Origin of the sequence: Stenotrophomonas sp. PI_27, assembly GCF_027854495.1 — a bacterium.
GTDB classification, from domain to species: Bacteria; Pseudomonadota; Gammaproteobacteria; order Xanthomonadales; family Xanthomonadaceae; genus Stenotrophomonas; species Stenotrophomonas pavanii.
This window is the reverse complement of the sequence record NZ_JAJNOF010000014.1, coordinates 65,613-81,925: the sequence shown is the minus strand read 5'-3', so window position 1 is coordinate 81,925 and position 16,313 is coordinate 65,613. Positions and strand designations below refer to the sequence as shown.

Below are 16,313 nucleotides of genomic sequence, written 5' to 3'. Positions count from 1 at the left end.
GTTTCGTCAGTAGTTAGGGGAAAAGGGCGTCCACTCAGTCCGCGTCCTGCGCCTGCGCCGGGTCATGCCCGAGCAGGTCGCCAGGCGTGCACTGCAGCTCGCGGCAGATCGCATCGAGCGTGGAAAAGCGGATGGCGCGCGCCTTGCCGGTCTTCAGGATCGACAGGTTGGCCAGGGTGATGTCGATGCGACCGGCCAGCTCGGACAGGGTCATGCCCCGTTCCTGCAGCATGCGGTCCAGGGTGATGACAATCGCCATCAGATGACACCATCGAGGTCATCGCGCATCGCCGCGCCCACAGCGAATACGCGTGCCAGCACGAACAGCATCAGCACCGCCACCAGGCCGGTGATCGACATGCCGCCGCCCACCTCCATCCAGGTGAAGTCGGGACCCATCCAGGCCGCGTAGGCGCCGATCAGGATCGACAGCAGCTCCATCGCCAGCATCAGCCAGGCCATGCGCTGCAGGCGCTGTGCGTTGGCGTGGGTGAACGGCCGCTCGCGCGCCGCCGATTTCAGCAGCCGCAGCAGATGGCGCAGGAACAGCAGGCACAGCACCAGCAGCGCGACGATTGCGCCCAGGCCCAGGCAGAAATGCAGGAACAGGTCATTGCCGTGCGCGGCGGCGGCACCGGCGTCATGGACGCTGTCGAGCAGCCAGCGGCGGTCGTGGGCGACCAGCGGCACGGCCAGCAGCGCGGCCAGGATGCCCAACCAGCACATCGCCCGCACCGCCTGGACGGCGGCCTGGGCCAGGGTGAACAAGCCTCGCGCCGGTCTGGCGCGGGCGGGACGAGCGGTCAAGCGGCCTCCGGCATTGGAGCGGCCCCGCCGCCCCGGGTGGATTTATCGATAAACGATATACCACAACCAGCGTGAAAGGCTGAACCGTGCTCGGGGGTTCCGATCAGGGCCCCGGCGTGCTCTGCTCCCGCATCGCCTCACCGGGCGTCACCGAGGCCATCGCCTGCACGCCTGCCTCCGGCGCCTGCCGCGTCACCAGCCGGAAGCGCGCATGCAGCTTGGCCTGTCCCGGCGCGGCCCAGCCGTACTGGATCGCGACCTGGTCGGCCGACAATGGCCCACGGCCCGGCAGCGAGCGTGCCTGCAAGGGCTTCGGTGCGGCCTGCACCAGTCGTGCAAAACCCTTCTGCACCACAGCCGCATCGGCCTTTTCCGCATACACCGAGCAGGTGCCTTCGTCGGCCCAGCTGACCGCATAACGGCCGCTGGCCAGCGGCACCATCCAGGCCACGCCCGGCTGCCCCTGCAGCAGGGTCGCGGCCTCGGCCGGCGGCAGCGGCGACAGCCCGTTGGATTCCATCAGCGACTGCAACCGCGCCGGCGCGCCGATGTGCTGCATGCAGGCGGTATCGAACAACTCGCTGAAGGAGTCCTGCGGCTGTGCGTTGGCCTTGGCTGCGCGTGTAGGCGGCGCTGCCGCCAGGGCAGGCAGCAGGGCCAGGATCAGCCAGATGGCAGGGCGCATTGGAACTCCACGGTGCGGAACGCAGCGGGGAGGATGGCAAAGCCCGGGCGCGGCGCGCAACGGCTGCGTTGCCCTACCACCGCCGGGTCAGACTGTGAGCTCGCCCTCGTCCTCGCCATCCCAGTAGTGGATGCGGCTGGCGCGCACATGGATCAGTACCAGCCCCGGTGTATCCACGCCCTGTTCGAACCAGCGCTCCAGGTCCTTCACCCAGTGCTGGCTCATCGTGGCGCGATCGCGCACCAGCGCAGCCCTGCCCTGCACGTGCACGAACAGCGGCGGCTTGCCCAGCAACGATTTGCTGCCGGAAAACCCCAGGGCAACGGCCGGGTCAGCTTCAATCTCTTTCACCATGTCGGTGTCTTCGGTAGTGAAGAACCAGCTGTCACCGTCATAGTCCACGTCGCCGTTGTTGCTCATCGGACGGCCGGCAATCTCTCCACCGGCGTGGGTCTGCAGCAGGGTGAAATCAATGCCGGCCATTTTCTTGGCCAGTTCGGGCAGGGTGAGCTGGGTCATGACGTCGTCCTTCATCGGATGGAATCCCAGCCTCTGCGCAGCGCGGTGACCGAAGCGTGGATGGCCAGTTGCGGCCTCTTCACAGGAAACGAGATAGAGCTCATGGCGCGTGCGTGACGCATGCCTCAACACCACACTGGCGTTAACGGCAGATGGAGGAACGGCCCTGCAGGCCGCGACGCGTCCCTAACGGCGTGATGCCCCAGAATCGCGCAACCCCGTCGCACGACCGGCATGGCCGCCGGCGTGCGGGCGGCGACTCCTCCGCAACCGCATGGCCTCCACATGGACTTGTTCGCTTGGCTCGCGTTCGGCTGCTACCTGCTGGCATTCGTCATTGTCGCGCTGTTCGCCGCGGCCTACCTGAGGCGCTCCGATTTCATGCCCTACCACGGCCAGGCGGTCGGCCTGCCGTGGGCTGCGGTTGAACCCCGCATGCAGGTGCTGGTGATGGCCCTCATCCGCGTGGTGGGTGCAGGCTGGATCGCGCTGGCCGGCGCCGGCGTGATGCTGGCCTGGCTGATCTTCTTAGGCGGTCACTTCGCGCTGCCACAGCTGCTGGCGTTCCAGTTGTTCTGCCTGGTCGCCACCGTGCCGCCGGTGCTGGTCGCCTCCGGCGTGCGGCGACGCACCGGTGCGCGTACCCCGGTATCCACCGGCGCGGCCGTGGTGCTGCTGTCGCTCCTCGGCTTCGTGCTGGCCGTGCTGTCACTGTCCCGGTGAGTTCCCCTCCCCCCTCCCCACGAGGCTCCACGATGAATCCCGAATCGATCTTCTACCGCGTGGTCAACGGTGATCTGCCGCGTTCCCAGGCCGGCACCCTGCTTGGCTGGCGCTTCGTCGACTACGACGATGCACAGCGCCGCATCCACGTCGAATTCGAGGCCCGCCCGCTGCTGACCAACCCGATGGGCAACGTGCAGGGGGGATTCCTGTCTGCGATGCTCGATGACTGCATGGGGCCGGCAATCTACGCCACGCTGCCGGCCAATCGCATCGCGGTCACGGTGGAGTCCAAGACCAGCTTCGTCAGCCCGGCGCGGCCCGGGCGGATCATCGGCTGGGGCGAAGTCGAGCACAGCAAGGGCAGCATCGCCTTCACCCGCGGCTGGCTGACCGATCCGACCGGCAAGGTGCTGGCCACCGCCAGCGCCACCTTCCGGGTGGGCGCGTTGCGCTGGCGCGGGCTGTCGGTGCCACGGCCGATTGCGCGCCGCATGATCGCGCGGACGCTTCGGCGCGTGCATGCACGCATCGGCTGATGCACTGCTCAGCGCAGGTTGCGGCCACCGCCAGCCACGCGCACGCGGTCGCGCCCCTGTGCCTTGGCCTGGTACATGGCCGCGTCCGCAGCGCGCAGCAGCGTGCGCCAGCCCAGTGCATCGGTCCCGCCCTCGGCCACACCGAAGCTGGCGGTAACGCGCAGTACGTTGCCACCGGCCAGTGCGATGTCCAGTTGCTGTAGTGCCACGCGCAGCGATTCGGCCAGCTGGCGCCCGCCGGCCAGATCGCCATCGGCCAGCAGCACCAGGAACTCCTCGCCACCGTAGCGGGCAACGCTGTCGCTGCGCCGCAGGTGCCGTTGCAGCAGGCGCGCCACCTGCACCAGCACCTGGTCGCCCGCATCATGGCCATGGCCGTCGTTGATCGCCTTGAAACGGTCCACGTCGAGCAGGATCACCACCGCGCTGTTGCCGCCATCAGCGTGGCGCTGCTGCACCCTCTCGTCCAGCGCGCGCCGGTTCAACAACCCGGTCAGTTCATCGGTGCCGGCCAGCTGGCGCAGCTCGCTGGTCAGGGCCGAGCGCTCCCGCGACTTTTCGCGCAGCACTTCGATGGCATCAAACAGGCGCTGCATCTCGGCCAGCGGGTGGGTCACGTGCTGCGCCGGACCGGGCGCGTCCGAGGCAATCTGGACCACCTGCTTCTGCGCCTGCAGCAGTGGCCGCAGGATCTGCAGGTGGGCAATGCGCAGGGCCACGCCGAGTACCACCAGCGTACCGAGCGCCGTTGCCACCAGCACCACCAGGCGCATGGCTTCACGGTTGCGGGCGTGCTCGAAACGGGCGATGGCCACGGTCAGGTAACCGTCGCGCAGCGCTTCCAGCGACTGCAGGGTCGGCACGTAGCGTGCGGTGAACTCGGCGGCGGTCCACGGCGGGCGCACGCCGCGCCGGCCATCGTCGATCAGCCGTTCGATCATCGGCAGCGATTCGCCGAAGAACTGCCGGCGCGCCATGTCCCAATGCCAGGACAGCCCCGGATCACTGCGGTACACCGCTTCATGGCTGCCGGCCAGCCGCCACAGCTCCAGCAGGCGGCCTTCGGTCTGCAATGCGGCACGGACCTGTTCATCACGCCATGCCCCCGGGACCGCCACCGGCGCCATCACGTTCGAAGCCAGGCGGCCCCCATGTTCGCGCAGGTCGATCAGCACCTGGCCCTGCATCGCGGGAATCGCTGCTTCGCGGTCGGCACTGACCAGTGCGTTGATCTGCGCCGAGGTCAGCACGTGCAGGCGGTCCACCACGGCGAACATGCTGCTGATCGCGCGCTCCACGTCCTCCACCCGGCGTGCACCCTGCGGCTGTGCCGCCACCCGGTCCACCGCGGCCCGCGCCGAGTGCAGGCGACGTCGCGCGTCGGCCAGCAGCCCGTGCGCGCCGACCACGTCCGGATCGGCTCTCGACGCGGTGTCCAGCTGCAGCAGGGCGGCGTCGACCCGCCGGCGCGCGACCGCCAGCTGTGCTGCCAGCCGTGCCTGTTCGTCCGCATCGGCCGGGTCTGCCCCCAGCAGGCTGTTGGCCGGGCCGCGTTCGGCCGACACCCGGTTGGCCAGGTCAAAGGTCTGCCGCAGCTGGCGCAGGCTGACCAGGTTGTCCTCGGCGGCAGTGAAGCGCAGCGTGCCCTGCACCAGCGCGATGGCCATCAAGGGCAGCGTACAGACCACGAACAGCCCGGCCAGGATCCAGACCCAGGTCCGCAATCCAATGGGCGACGCCTTGCGGGCCATGCAATATTCCCCTGAAGTGCGCTCACTGTAGCGGCCGGCCACGCGGGCGCCAAGCCGCTACCGGGCCAACCGTGCCCGTGGGTATGGCGCACCCGCCGCGAACCCAACGGCAAGGCCGCGCCGGCACTCGGATCGTGGCAATGGCGTCCTGCCCAGCCGCGTCAGATCCAGCGCTGGTCGACCAGTTCGCGCTTCACGTAGGCATAGAACACCGGCGCGGCGACCAGGCCCGGCAGGCCGAAGGCCGCTTCCATCACCAGCATGGCCAGCAGCAGTTCCCACGCGCGGGCCTGGATCTCGCCACCGACGATGCGCGCGTTGAGGAAGTACTCCAGCTTGTGGATCACGATCAGGTACAGCAGCGCCGCCACCGCCACGTAGAACGAGACCGACAGCGCGACGATGGTGATGATGGTATTGGAGATGATGTTGCCCACCACCGGCAGCAGGCCGGCCAGGAAAGTGATCAGCACCAGGGTCTTGGACAGCGGCAGGTGCATGCCGAACAACGGCAGCACGCCCAGCAGGAAGATGGCGGTGAACACGGTGTTGAGCAGCGAGATCTTCACCTGCGCGAACACCACCTGGCGGAAGGCGGTGGCCAGGCGGCTGGTGCGCCCGATCAGCTCCTGCGCCAGCGGGCCCATCTTCGGCAGCGGCAGTTCGTCATACAGCGCGATCATGGCGCCGAGCACCATGCCGATCAGTACGCGCACACCCACCTGGACCACCGAGGTACCGGCCACGCCCAGCTGGCGCTGATGCTCGGCGGCCCAGTCGTTCAGCGCCGCGCGCAGCGCTGGCATGTCTTCGGGAATGTAGGGTTGCAGCAGCGCCGGCACCTGGTGCCGCGAGGTGTTGAGGATCTCCATCAGCCGCGCCAGCAGTGCGTCCGGGCCGCCGGTCTCGTTGCGGAAGAACGAGGCCACGCCGATCCCGGCCAGCACCAGCGCGCTGATGATGATCGCCGACAGCACGATCACCGCGATCGCCCGTGCCCGTCCCGGCGGCAGCCTGCCTTCCACGGTGGACGCCAGAACGTGGGTCAGCTGGAACACCAGCAGGCCGGACAGCAGGGTCACCACCAGGCCCAGTTTCAGCGCCAGCCACATGCCCAGCAGCATCATCAACCAGGCCGCGATCCTGGCAATCGGGGGCTTGGGCGGGGCAACAAGAGCATCTTGCATGGGAGCGCGTCCGGGCGGGGTGGCCCATGGTAGAGGATTGACCCACCGATTCGGCGTGCAGGCTGAACGGGTATTACGCGTTCATCCGGTGGCCGCCCTGCCGCCGCCTGCTGCACTCATTCGCCGTAGCTGGCCGTGTTCTTGCCCTGCCGCTTGGCGTGGTAGAGCGCGCGGTCGGCCAGTGCCAGCCAGTCCTCGACACTGCCCCCGCGCGGCGTGGCGGCAATGCCGATGCTCACGCTGAATTCCACGCCCGGCGTGGCCTGGCGCGCGGCTTCGAGCAGGTGCAGGCGCACGCGCTCGGCCACGTGCATCGCATCGGCGGGCGCGCAGTCGTGCAGCAGCACCACGAACTCGTCGCCGCCGAGCCGCGCCGGGGTATCCCCCGGTCGCGCGAACGTGCGCAACGTCGCCGCGACATGGCGCAGCACCTCGTCGCCGGCGCGGTGGCCATGCGAATCGTTGATGCGCTTGAAGTCGTCCACATCGAGCATCAGCAGGCAGGCAAAGCCGCCCTGGCCCTGCGCCCGGTCCAGTGCCTGCTGCGCGCGCAGGATCAGGAAACCACGGTTGGCCAGCTCGACCAGCGGATCCATCCGGCTGAGCCGCTGCAGCTGGCGGTTCTGCGATTTGACCCGGCGCGCCAGCTGCCAGCTGAGGATGCTGAGGCCGATGCCATAGACGAACAGGAACGGCACACTGAGCACGATCGTGCGCTGCGACGTCACCGGCTGGTACGGAAACCCGAGCGCCCACCAGGCGAGCGCGAAGCCCAGCAGCAGCGCCAGCGTGGCGCGCATCGCCAGGCGCACGCCACCGGCGGCGATCTTGTCGGCCACCAGCAGTGCAGCGAACAGCGCGCTGGGCACGGCGCTCAGCGCCATGAACGCGATCCAGCCACCGCCGAAGAAGGAATCGGCCACCATGCAGCGGAACTGGACGACTGCCGGCTGGCGGGAGCGCCGGGTCAGCAACAAGGCCAGTGCTGGCCACGCCAGTGCGTTGAGCAGCAGCAGGCTCCATGCCGGTCCGCCGTCCCCGCGTTCGAGCATGATCGAGGCGATGGGGATCGCCCCCAGTCCATTGCCAACGAAGCGCATCCAGCCAATGCGCCGTGCCGCGCCAATGCCTTCGACCGCGCCTTCCGTCGAATCGGTGAAGAACGGCATTGCCGACCCCCTTGGACGATCGCACCTGCTGCTACGGCCCTTGCCGGGCTGCCTGCGATGAGTCTGACAGCCCGGCGTCAATTCGGGATCAAGGTTGCACGCTGCCGCGACCGCCCGGTGCCTGCCCGCCGCCGCCCCGCTCCGCGCTCACCCGGGCCTGGGCACCGCCGTCGAACCGCGCAGCATGAAACTGAACTCCAGCGTCTGCTGAAGCGGTACATCGGCCTGATCGATGATCGCGAGCAGCAGGTTGACCGCGCGCTCGCCGATCTCGCGCATGGGCTGGCGGACGGTCGTCAACGGCGGGGTGAGGTAACGCGACGACGCCAGATCGTCGAAGCCGACGACGGACAGGTCGTCCGGCACGCGGATGCCCAGGTCCCGGCAGGCCGCGAGGGTGCCCAGCGCCATCTGGTCGCTGAAGCAGAATACCGCGGTCGGAACAGGCGTGGCGTGCAGCAGCGCCATTGCCGCCGCATGCCCGGAGTCCACGGAAAAGTCACCCGGCACGATGCTGAGCTGGCGCAGGCGGCCACGCGCCCTGCCGGCCGCGCGGACCCCTTCCAGCCGTTGCTGGTGCAGGGGGTTGTCGGGCGGCCCGCCGACCACGGCGATCCGCTCGTGTCCCAGCGCGTACAGATGCTCCATCACGGTGCGTGCGGCGGCCGCATTGTCGATGTGGACGCTGGGGATGCCCAGTGCGGGGTCGAACTCGCACCCGTTGACCACCGGCGCGGCGGCGCCACGCTGCTCGACGATCTCGCGCGCGGTGGGCGGCAGGCGATGCCCGAGCACGATCATGCCGTCGGCCTCGTTGCGCCTGAGCATCTGCGCGTAGCGCTCCTCGCGGTCGGGTTGATGCTGGGTATCGCCCAGCAGGACCGCATAGCCGACCGCCTGCGCGGCCTCCTCCGCCCCCTGCAGGATCTGCGCGAAGAACGGATTGGCGATGTCCGGGACGGTGACCAGGATCTTGCCACTGCGCTGGGTCTTGAGCGTGCGCGCCACCGTGTTGGGCACATAGCCCAACGAGGCGGCCGCCTGTTCGATCCGCGCGCGGGTGGCCGGTAGCACTTTGTCCGGCCGCGAAAGCGCGCGCGACACCGTACCGGCGGACACGCCTACGTGTCTTGCGATGTCGTAGATGGTGGCCATGGCGTTAGTTCTCCTGCCCGCTGTGCACTGCACAACAGGTCCTGCGTAAGCCCCTGCTAGGATAATGCAATCGATTGCATCGAGGGCGAATCACGTTGAAGACGCTCAAGGGTCCAGCGCTGTTCCTGGCGCAGTTCATCGGCGACACAGCTCCTTTTGATCGGCTGGACACGCTGGCCGGATGGGCCGCGGGTCTGGGCTATTCTGGCGTACAAGTCCCCACCTCCGCGCCCCACCTGTTCGACCTGGCCGAGGCCGCCCGCAGCCAGGCGTACTGCGACGACATTGCCGGCATACTGGCCGGGCATGGCGTACAGATCACCGAACTGTCGACCCACCTGCAGGGGCAGCTGGTGGCCGTCCATCCCGCCTATGACGCGCTGTTCGACGGGTTCGCGCCGCCGGAAAAGCGCGGCGATCCGGCCGCCCGCCAGGCCTGGGCGGTGGAGCAGCTGCTGTTGGCCGCCAAAGCCAGCCAGCGGCTGGGACTGACCGCACACGCCACGTTCTCCGGCGCACTGGCCTGGCCCTACTTCTACCCCTGGCCGCAGCGCCCCCCCGGGCTGGTGGATGAAGCCTTCGCCGAACTCGGCCGCCGCTGGCGCCCGATCCTGGATGCCTTCGACGCCTGCGGCGTGGACCTGTGCTTCGAGATCCACCCCGGCGAGGACCTGCACGACGGCGCGACCTTTGAACGCTTCCTCGACGTGGTGGACCACCACCCGCGCGCGAAGATCCTGTACGACCCCAGCCACCTGCTGCTGCAGCAGATGGACTACCTGGGCTTCATCGACCGCTACCACGCGCGCATCGGCATCTTCCACGTCAAGGACGCGGAGTATCGTCCCAGCGCGAGCAGCGGCGTGTATGGCGGCTACCAGGACTGGATCGATCGTCCGGGCCGTTTCCGTTCACTGGGCGACGGCCAGATCGACTTCAGGGCGATCTTCTCGAAGTTCGCCCAGTACGATTTCCCCGGCTGGGCGGTACTGGAATGGGAGTGCTGCCTGAAGCACCCCGAAGACGGCGCGCGCGAGGGCGCCGCCTTCATCCGCGACCACCTCATCCGCGTGACCGAACGCGCCTTCGACGACTTTGCCGACAGCGGCACCGACGCCGCGTCACTGCACCGCATGCTGGGAATCTGAGCCAAGACCGCCCCGGGAGGGCAAGCCATGACGCACGCCATGTCGCGCCTGGGCGCGATGATGTTTCTACAGTTCTTCATCTGGGGGGCGTGGTTCGTCACCCTCGGCACCTACCTGGTGCAGGGCCCGCTACAGGCCAGCGCGAGCCAGGTGGCGACCGCCTTCCTCAGCCAGTCCATCGGCGCCATCGTGGCGCCGTTCCTGGTCGGCCTGATCGCGGATCGCTACTTCGCGGCGCAGCGCATCCTCGCGGTGCTGCACCTGGCCGGCGCGGTGCTGATGTGGCTGGCGTCCACCGCCACCAGCTTCAGTGTGTTCTCGGCCTGCGTGATGGGCTACATGCTGCTGTTCATGCCGACCCTGGCACTGGCCAACAGCGTGGCCATGCGGCACATGCAGTCGCCCGAGAAGCAGTTCCCGCTGGTACGCGTGGCCGGCAGCATCGGCTGGATCATCGCAGGCGTGCTGATCGGATGGCTGGGGTGGGAGCAGGCGCATCGGCTTGAGCTGACGTTCCGCATGGCCGCATTGGCGTCGCTGGTGCTCGGGCTGTATGCGTTCACCCTGCCACACACACCGCCACTGGCACAGCAGCGCGACGCCGGGCTGGGGCAGATCCTGGGGCTGGACTCGCTGCGGCTGCTGAAGTCGCGCGCCTACCTGGTGTTCTTCCTGGCCTCCATCGCCATCTGCATCCCGCTGTCGTTCTATTACAACTTCACCAACCCCTATCTCAACGACCTGGGCGTGCGCGGTGCCGCGGGCCTGCAGTCGCTGGGCCAGGTCTCCGAGGTGCTGCTGATGCTGGCCATGCCCTTCCTGTTCGTGCGGCTGGGGGTGAAGACCATGCTGGCGGTGGGCATGGCGGCCTGGGTGGTGCGCTACGTCCTGTTCGCCTTTGGCGATGCCGGGGGCGGTTTCTCGCTGCTGGTGATCGGCATCGTGCTACACGGCATCTGCTACGACTTCTTCTTCGTTACCGGCCAGATCTACACCGATGCGCACGCCGGCGCTGCCGCGCGCAGCAGCGCGCAGGGCTTCATCACCCTGGCCACCTACGGGGTTGGCATGTTGATCGGCACCTTCCTGTCCGGTGCCGTGGTCGAGCACTTCACCACCGCCGCAGGCCCGGACTGGCAACAGATCTGGTTGTTCCCGGCCGGCGTCGCGCTGGTGGTGCTGGTCGCCTTCCTGCTGCTGTTCCGCGACCGGCCGGTGGCTGCGGCCGCACCATCCACCCTCTGAGGAGACCCGCCGATGCCCCAGCTTGGAATCGCCATCATCGGCACCGGCATGATCGGCGCCGTGCATCGTCGCGCGGCGCTGCTGGCCGGCGCGCAGATCCGTGGCGTGGCCGCGTCCTCCCCGCAGCGTGCACGCGACACGGCGGAGGCGTGGAATGTTCCGCTCGCCTATCGGGACATCGAACAGGTGATGGCCGACCCGCAGGTGCAGGTCGTGCACGTCTGCACGCCGAACCACCTGCACCGTGCCATGGCCCAGGCCGCGCTGGAGGCCGGCAAGCACGTGATCTGCGAGAAGCCGCTGGCGACCACGCTGGAGGATGCGGGGGAGCTGGCCGCGTTGGCCGCCTCGACCGGATTGGTTGCCACGGTGCCGTTCGTCTACCGCTACCACCCGGTGGTGCGTGAGGCCCGCGCGCGCATCGCGCAGGGTGAGCTGGGGCCGTTGCACCTGATCCATGGCAGCTACCTGCAGGATTGGCTGCTGGACCCGGCCAGCAACAACTGGCGCGTGGACCCTGCGCTGGGAGGCACGTCACGCGTGTTCGCCGACATCGGTTCGCACTGGTGCGATCTGGTCGAATGGGTCAGCGGCGAACGCTTCGCCGAGGTCAGCGCGGCGTTCGCCACCGTGATCGCCGAACGCGGCGCGGTCAGCGCGCAGAGTTTCAGCACACCGGCCGCAGGGGGCGCAATGCAGGCGGTCGCAAGCGAGGACGTGGCGGCCGCGATGTTCAGGACCCGGGCCGGTACGCTGGCGTCGTTGACCGTCAGCCAGGTGTCGGCCGGACGCCGCAACCGCCTCTGGTTCGAGATCGACGGCGCCAACGCCAGCGTCGCCTTCGACCAGGAGGATGCCGAGCGGCTGTGGATCGGCCTGCCCGACCAGCGCGAGGAGATCTTCGTGCGCGGGCCCGGCGCGGGCACTGCCGAACAGCGCCGGCTGTCGGTGCTGCCGGCCGGGCACGCGCAGGGCTACGCCCAGTGCTTCGAGGCGTTCGTCGCCGACACCTACCGCGCCATTGAAGGTGAGCGGCCGCAGGGCCTGCCCACCTTCGAAGACGGCCTGCGCTCGGCGCAGATCGTCGATCGTGTCATTGCATCGGCCAGGTCACGCGCCTGGACCGCCATCGGTTGAATCCCGGGAGGATCCCATGATGAACATCCATGTGCGTAGAACTGCAAGCCTTGTCGTGCTGTTGCTCGCTGCCCTGCCCGCCTTCGCGCGGAACGCAGCAGCCCCGCAGCAACCCATCGCCGTGCAGATGTACACGCTGCGCAACGCCGGCTCACTGGACCAGCAGCTGAAGATCGTCCACGACGCGGGCGTGCGCGCGGTGGAAACGGTCGGTACCCAGAACGTCAGCGCGCAGGCGTTGAAGCAGTTGCTGGACCGCTACGCGATCAAGGCGGTTTCGTCGCATGTCCCGTTGACCGAACTGCGCAACAACCTTGATGGCGTGGTGGCGTTCAACCGCGCGATCGGCAACACCACGCTGGTGGTGCCCTACCTGGACCAGAAGGACCGGCCGGCCGATGCCGCAGGCTGGACCGCGCTGGGCCAGGACCTGGGCCGGATCGCCAGGCAACTGCGCGGCAAGGGCATGCAGCTGGCCTATCACAACCACGACTTCGAGCTGGCCGACTTCGAAGGCAGGACCGGACTGGAGCTGCTGTTCGCGGCGGCCGGGCCCGAGCTGCAGACCGAGCTGGACCTGGCCTGGGTCGCGCGTGCGGGTCTGGACCCGGCGGCGATGCTGGGCAAGTTCAGCGGCCGCCTCTTCGCGGTGCATGCCAAGGACAATGCGCCCAAGGGCCAGGCCGAAGACGAAGGCGGATTCGCCGCGGTAGGCCAGGGCGTGCTGGACTGGAACGCGATCCTGCCTGCCGCAGCGGCGGCCAACGTGAAGTGGTACATCGTCGAGCACGACCAGCCACGCGATCCGGGCAAGGTCATCCAGACCGGCGCGGACTACCTGCGTGAACACCTGACCCTCAGCCAGCCCGCTCGTGCGCGGCGCTGATCCGCAAAGGAGCCTTGCTTGGACATCCGCCTGAAACCGATCCTGACCGTGGCCGCGCTCCTGTGCGGCACGACACTGGCAACCGCCGCGTGGTGCAAGGACGACCCTGCCGCCGGGGCGAAGCTCTACTCCGCCAACTGCACCGCCTGCCATGGCGCGGACCGCGCTGGCATGCCGGGTGCGTTCCCGGCGCTCACCGATGTCAACAAGCGCCTGGATGCCGCGCAGATCAAGGACAAGATCAGGAAGGGCGGCGGCCTGATGCCGCCCTTCCCCCAGCTGTCGCAGCAGGAGATCGATGACATCGCCAGCTACCTGGCGAAGTAACGGACCGGGCTACAGCTCGCGCACCCAGATGTTGCGGTAGCTGACCCTGGAGTCATGCTCCTGCAGATAGAGCGGCGCACAGGCATGGGGCGAATACGAGGGCGCCCCGATGTACTCGGTCTTGCCTGCCAGCACGGTGTCATCCTGCACCAGCACGCCGTTGTGCAGCACCGTGATGCGCGCAGGCGAAATCAGCCCGCCTCCCGCCGAGAAGCGCGGGGCCTTCCAGAGGATGTCGTAGGCCTGCCACTGGCCCGGCGCGCGCGAGGCATTCACCCGCGGCATGGCCTGCTTGTAGATGGAGCCGGCCTGGCCATTGGCATAGGTCGGGTTGTTGTAGCTGTCGAGCACCTGCAGTTCATACCGTTCCTGCAGGAAGATCCCGCTGTTGCCCCGGTTCTGGCCGTCGAAGCCCTTCGTGTCAGTGGGCGTGCGCCACTCCACATGCAGCTGGACATCGCAGAAGCGTTGCCGGGTACGGATGCCCTTGCTGCCCGGAACGACCGTCATGGCGCCCCCGGCAACCTTCCAGGGCACGCGTCCGCCCTGCTCCGATTCCCACGCGGACACATCCTTGCCATCGAACAGCACGATCGCGTCGGAGGGGGCCTTGCCTGGCGGCGTGGCCACGACAGCGGGTACGGGGGTCCACACTTCGGTCTTCTTCGGGTCACGTGCAGCGTCGGCACTGTCCTGCGCCGATGCCGATGCCGTGGCCAGCAGGCCGGCGGTGGCCAGCGCTGTGCGGATCATCCTGGTGTTGTCCATCAGCTGGTCCCCCACGCCGGCGTACCGGGGACATAGGCGAGGTCGCCATCGTAGCGTCCCGGCACGGCGACGTACTGCAGCACTCCGGTCGCGCCGACCTTGGAGGTGAAGAAGCCGAAAATGGCCAGCTGCTTGATCATCGTGAAGTAATGCGGCATGGCCTCGCCCTGTTCGGGCGTCCCGGTTTCGGTCACCTCGGCAGGGCGTTCCCTGGCTTCCGCGTCCAGGCGGCGCAGCAGTTCGGTGCGGGCGTCCGGCGTGAGCGACACGAAACGACCGCCTGCGCGCGTGTTGATGTCGGCCAGGCCGGTGCGGAACGCTGCCTGCTGGCGGGCGGTGTAGCAGTCGCTGACGAACGTCGCCATGAACAGGCCGGCGCCGGCATCCTTTGCACCCGGTGTCCGGGTCCGTGGCAGGATGGTCTCGGCGATCTCGTCGAGCATGCCGATATCGGCGTCGGAGAACGCGGGCATCGCCCCGGCTGCCGGAACCTTGCCATGCACCAGGGCCGGCAGGCCGACCATGGCCGTACCGGTGGCGGCGACGATCATCTTCAGCAGTTCGCGGCGGTCCATCACAGGTTCCCCGCTTTCAGTTCGCGCACCGCATGGTCGGCCGCGCGCGCGGTCAGCGCCATGTAGGTCAACGAGGGATTCACGCAGGCGCTGGAGGTCATGCAGGCACCGTCGGTGACGTAGACGTTGGGCGCATCCCAGACCTGGTTGTGCGCGTTCAATACCGAACTCTTCCGATCACGTCCCATGCGCGCGGTCCCCATCTCATGGATGCCCTTGCCCGGGGCGTAGTCGTTGTCGTGCATCTTCACGTCCTTGACCCCGGCCGCCTCCAGCATCTCGGCGGCATCGGCGGCCATGTCCTTGCGCATCGCCAGTTCGTTGGCACGCATGGACACATCCATCGCCAGCACCGGCAGCCCCCACTTGTCCTTGCGGTCGCGGTCCAGGCGGATCGCATTGTCGTGGTGCGGCAGCATTTCACCGAACCCGGTCATGCCGATGCGCCAGTCACCCGGCACCGTCAGCGCCTCCTTCAGATCGGCACCGATGTTCAGCTCGGCGATCTCGCGCGACCAGCCGGTGCGGCTGGCACCGCCCTGGTAACCGAACCCGCGCAGGTAGCCGCGCTTGTCGGACGCGACATTGCGGAAACGCGGAATGTAGAAGCCGCAGGGCCGGCGGCCGAAGTAGTACTTGTCTTCGTAGCCCTCGACCCGGCCCGAGGCGCCCGCACCGAAATGATGGTCCATCACGTTGTGCCCCAGCTCGCCCGACGAAGAACCCAGTCCCCCGTCCCAGACGTCGGTCGCAGAATTCATCAGCAGCCAGGTGGAGTTGAACGACGACGCGTTGAGGAAGATGACCTTGGCGGTGTACTGGTAGGTCTGCCCGGTTTCGGCATCGATCACCTCCACGCCACGCGCACGCTTGCGGTCCTTGTCGTAGAGCACTTCCTTGACGATCGAGAACGGCCGCAGCGTCAGGTTGCCGGTCTTCATCGCCGCCGGCAGCGTCGCCGACTGGGTCGAGAAGTAGGCACCGAAGGGACAGCCCAGGATGCACTTGTTGCGGTACTGGCAGTTCACGCGCCCCTGCTCGGGCATCGGCTGGGTGATGTTGGCCGTGCGCGAGTGGATCATGTGCCGCGTTCCGCCAAAGGCCTTCTTGATCCGAGCGGCCACGTCCTTCTCGACGATGTTCAACGGGATCGGCGGCAGGAACTCGCCGTCCGGGAGCACGTCCAGTCCTTCGCGCGTGCCGGCGATGCCGGCGAACTTCTCCACATGGTCGTACCACGGCGCGATGTCGGCATAGCGGATCGGCCAGTCGGTGGCAATGCCATCCTTGAGGTTGGCTTCGAAGTCCAGGTCGGAAAACCGATAGCTCTGCCGGCCCCACATCAGCGAGCGCCCGCCCACGTGGTAGCCACGGAACCAGTCGAAGCGCTTGGTCTCGATGTAGGGCGAGTCCTGCTCGTTGGCCCACATTCCTTCCAGGTTCTCGGCCAGGCCGTAGTCGCGCATCAGCACCGGGAACGCGGCCTTCATCGCCTGCGTCGGCCGGTTGCGATGCGGGAAATCCCACGCTTCCTTCATCGCGTTGACGTAGTCCTTGACGTGCTCGATGTTGCGCCCGCGTTCCAGCATCAGGACCTTCAGGCCCTTCTCGGTCAGCTCCTTCGCTGCCCAGCCGCCACTGATTCCCGAGCCAACAACAATGGCGTCGTAGTGATTATCTGCCATGGGTCTC

At 68.0% G+C, this 16,313-nt stretch carries 18 protein-coding genes; 7 read left to right on the top strand and 11 right to left on the bottom strand.

All coding sequences use genetic code 11. The features are described 5' to 3' along the window. Positions 1-34: 34 nt before the first annotated feature. The 4 genes from LRM18_RS16725 to LRM18_RS16710 all read right to left on the bottom strand — a co-directional run bounded on the left by LRM18_RS16725 (position 35) and on the right by LRM18_RS16710 (position 2,011). Positions 35-259 carry a helix-turn-helix transcriptional regulator gene (locus tag LRM18_RS16725; RefSeq protein WP_005408494.1) on the bottom strand — a complete coding sequence of 75 codons (225 nt, stop codon included), beginning with the start codon at positions 257-259 and terminating at the stop codon, positions 35-37. After that, a complete protein-coding gene (locus LRM18_RS16720; protein WP_049467337.1) occupies positions 259-726 on the bottom strand; it encodes a DUF2975 domain-containing protein in 468 nt (155 codons plus the stop codon). The genes LRM18_RS16725 and LRM18_RS16720 overlap by 1 nt, the downstream gene beginning before the upstream one ends. Positions 727-910: 184 nt before the next feature. Next, positions 911-1,492, bottom strand: coding sequence for a hypothetical protein (locus tag LRM18_RS16715; RefSeq protein WP_270955081.1), 582 nt, complete (start codon positions 1,490-1,492; stop codon positions 911-913). Positions 1,493-1,579: 87 nt separating this feature from the next. Beyond that, positions 1,580-2,011: a pyridoxamine 5'-phosphate oxidase family protein gene (locus LRM18_RS16710; RefSeq protein ID WP_064239624.1), complete on the bottom strand. Its 432-nt coding sequence runs from the start codon at positions 2,009-2,011 to the stop codon at positions 1,580-1,582. A 285-nt stretch (positions 2,012-2,296) separates the two neighbouring features. On the opposite strand from LRM18_RS16710, the gene LRM18_RS16705 reads away from it, so the two are divergent. Both LRM18_RS16705 and LRM18_RS16700 read left to right on the top strand, forming a co-directional pair. Further along, positions 2,297-2,734: a hypothetical protein gene (locus LRM18_RS16705; protein ID WP_270955080.1), complete on the top strand. Its 438-nt coding sequence runs from the start codon at positions 2,297-2,299 to the stop codon at positions 2,732-2,734. Positions 2,735-2,766: 32 nt separating this feature from the next. After that, positions 2,767-3,273, top strand: coding sequence for a PaaI family thioesterase (locus tag LRM18_RS16700; protein ID WP_103283263.1), 507 nt, complete (start codon positions 2,767-2,769; stop codon positions 3,271-3,273). Positions 3,274-3,281: 8 nt separating this feature from the next. Here LRM18_RS16700 and LRM18_RS16695 read toward each other — a convergent pair whose 3' ends face one another. The 4 genes from LRM18_RS16695 to LRM18_RS16680 form a co-directional block, all read right to left on the bottom strand. After that, entirely contained in the window at positions 3,282-5,024 is a 1,743-nt protein-coding gene (locus tag LRM18_RS16695) for a GGDEF domain-containing protein (RefSeq protein WP_053505870.1), read from the bottom strand. 161 nt (positions 5,025-5,185) lie between these two features. Next, positions 5,186-6,211, bottom strand: coding sequence for an AI-2E family transporter (locus LRM18_RS16690; protein WP_049467349.1), 1,026 nt, complete (start codon positions 6,209-6,211; stop codon positions 5,186-5,188). A gap of 116 nt (positions 6,212-6,327) precedes the next feature. Further along, on the bottom strand, positions 6,328-7,380 hold the full coding sequence (locus LRM18_RS16685) for a sensor domain-containing diguanylate cyclase (RefSeq protein ID WP_053505872.1): 1,053 nt from the start codon (positions 7,378-7,380) through the stop codon (positions 6,328-6,330). A 147-nt stretch (positions 7,381-7,527) separates the two neighbouring features. Beyond that, complete coding sequence (locus tag LRM18_RS16680) at positions 7,528-8,535, bottom strand: LacI family DNA-binding transcriptional regulator (protein ID WP_270955079.1); 1,008 nt, start codon at positions 8,533-8,535, stop codon at positions 7,528-7,530. Positions 8,536-8,630: 95 nt separating this feature from the next. Here LRM18_RS16680 and LRM18_RS16675 point away from each other — a divergent pair, with 95 nt between their 5' ends. The 5 genes from LRM18_RS16675 to LRM18_RS16655 are packed head-to-tail and all read left to right on the top strand — an operon-like array spanning position 8,631 to position 13,278. Then, on the top strand, positions 8,631-9,683 hold the full coding sequence (locus LRM18_RS16675) for a sugar phosphate isomerase/epimerase family protein (protein WP_270955078.1): 1,053 nt from the start codon (positions 8,631-8,633) through the stop codon (positions 9,681-9,683). Between the two features lie 27 nt (positions 9,684-9,710). After that, complete coding sequence (locus LRM18_RS16670; RefSeq protein WP_074726553.1) at positions 9,711-10,928, top strand: nucleoside permease; 1,218 nt, start codon at positions 9,711-9,713, stop codon at positions 10,926-10,928. 12 nt (positions 10,929-10,940) lie between these two features. Further along, positions 10,941-12,065, top strand: a complete 1,125-nt coding sequence (locus tag LRM18_RS16665) for a Gfo/Idh/MocA family oxidoreductase (protein WP_270955077.1) — start codon at positions 10,941-10,943, stop codon at positions 12,063-12,065. Positions 12,066-12,084: 19 nt separating this feature from the next. Further along, positions 12,085-12,951, top strand: a complete 867-nt coding sequence (locus LRM18_RS16660; protein WP_270955076.1) for a sugar phosphate isomerase/epimerase — start codon at positions 12,085-12,087, stop codon at positions 12,949-12,951. A gap of 30 nt (positions 12,952-12,981) precedes the next feature. Next, positions 12,982-13,278 (top strand): cytochrome c, encoded by a 297-nt coding sequence (locus LRM18_RS16655; protein ID WP_270955102.1) that lies wholly within the window; start codon positions 12,982-12,984, stop codon positions 13,276-13,278. Positions 13,279-13,287: 9 nt separating this feature from the next. On the opposite strand, the gene LRM18_RS16650 is transcribed toward LRM18_RS16655, so the two are convergent. The 3 genes from LRM18_RS16650 to LRM18_RS16640 are packed head-to-tail and all read right to left on the bottom strand — an operon-like array spanning position 13,288 to position 16,306. Then, complete coding sequence (locus tag LRM18_RS16650; protein WP_270955075.1) at positions 13,288-14,046, bottom strand: DUF1080 domain-containing protein; 759 nt, start codon at positions 14,044-14,046, stop codon at positions 13,288-13,290. After that, on the bottom strand, positions 14,046-14,621 hold the full coding sequence (locus LRM18_RS16645) for a gluconate 2-dehydrogenase subunit 3 family protein (RefSeq protein ID WP_270955074.1): 576 nt from the start codon (positions 14,619-14,621) through the stop codon (positions 14,046-14,048). Before LRM18_RS16645 ends, LRM18_RS16650 begins: the two co-directional genes overlap by 1 nt. Then, a complete protein-coding gene (locus tag LRM18_RS16640) occupies positions 14,621-16,306 on the bottom strand; it encodes a GMC family oxidoreductase (RefSeq protein ID WP_049467361.1) in 1,686 nt (561 codons plus the stop codon). Before LRM18_RS16640 ends, LRM18_RS16645 begins: the two co-directional genes overlap by 1 nt. Positions 16,307-16,313: the final 7 nt, after the last annotated feature.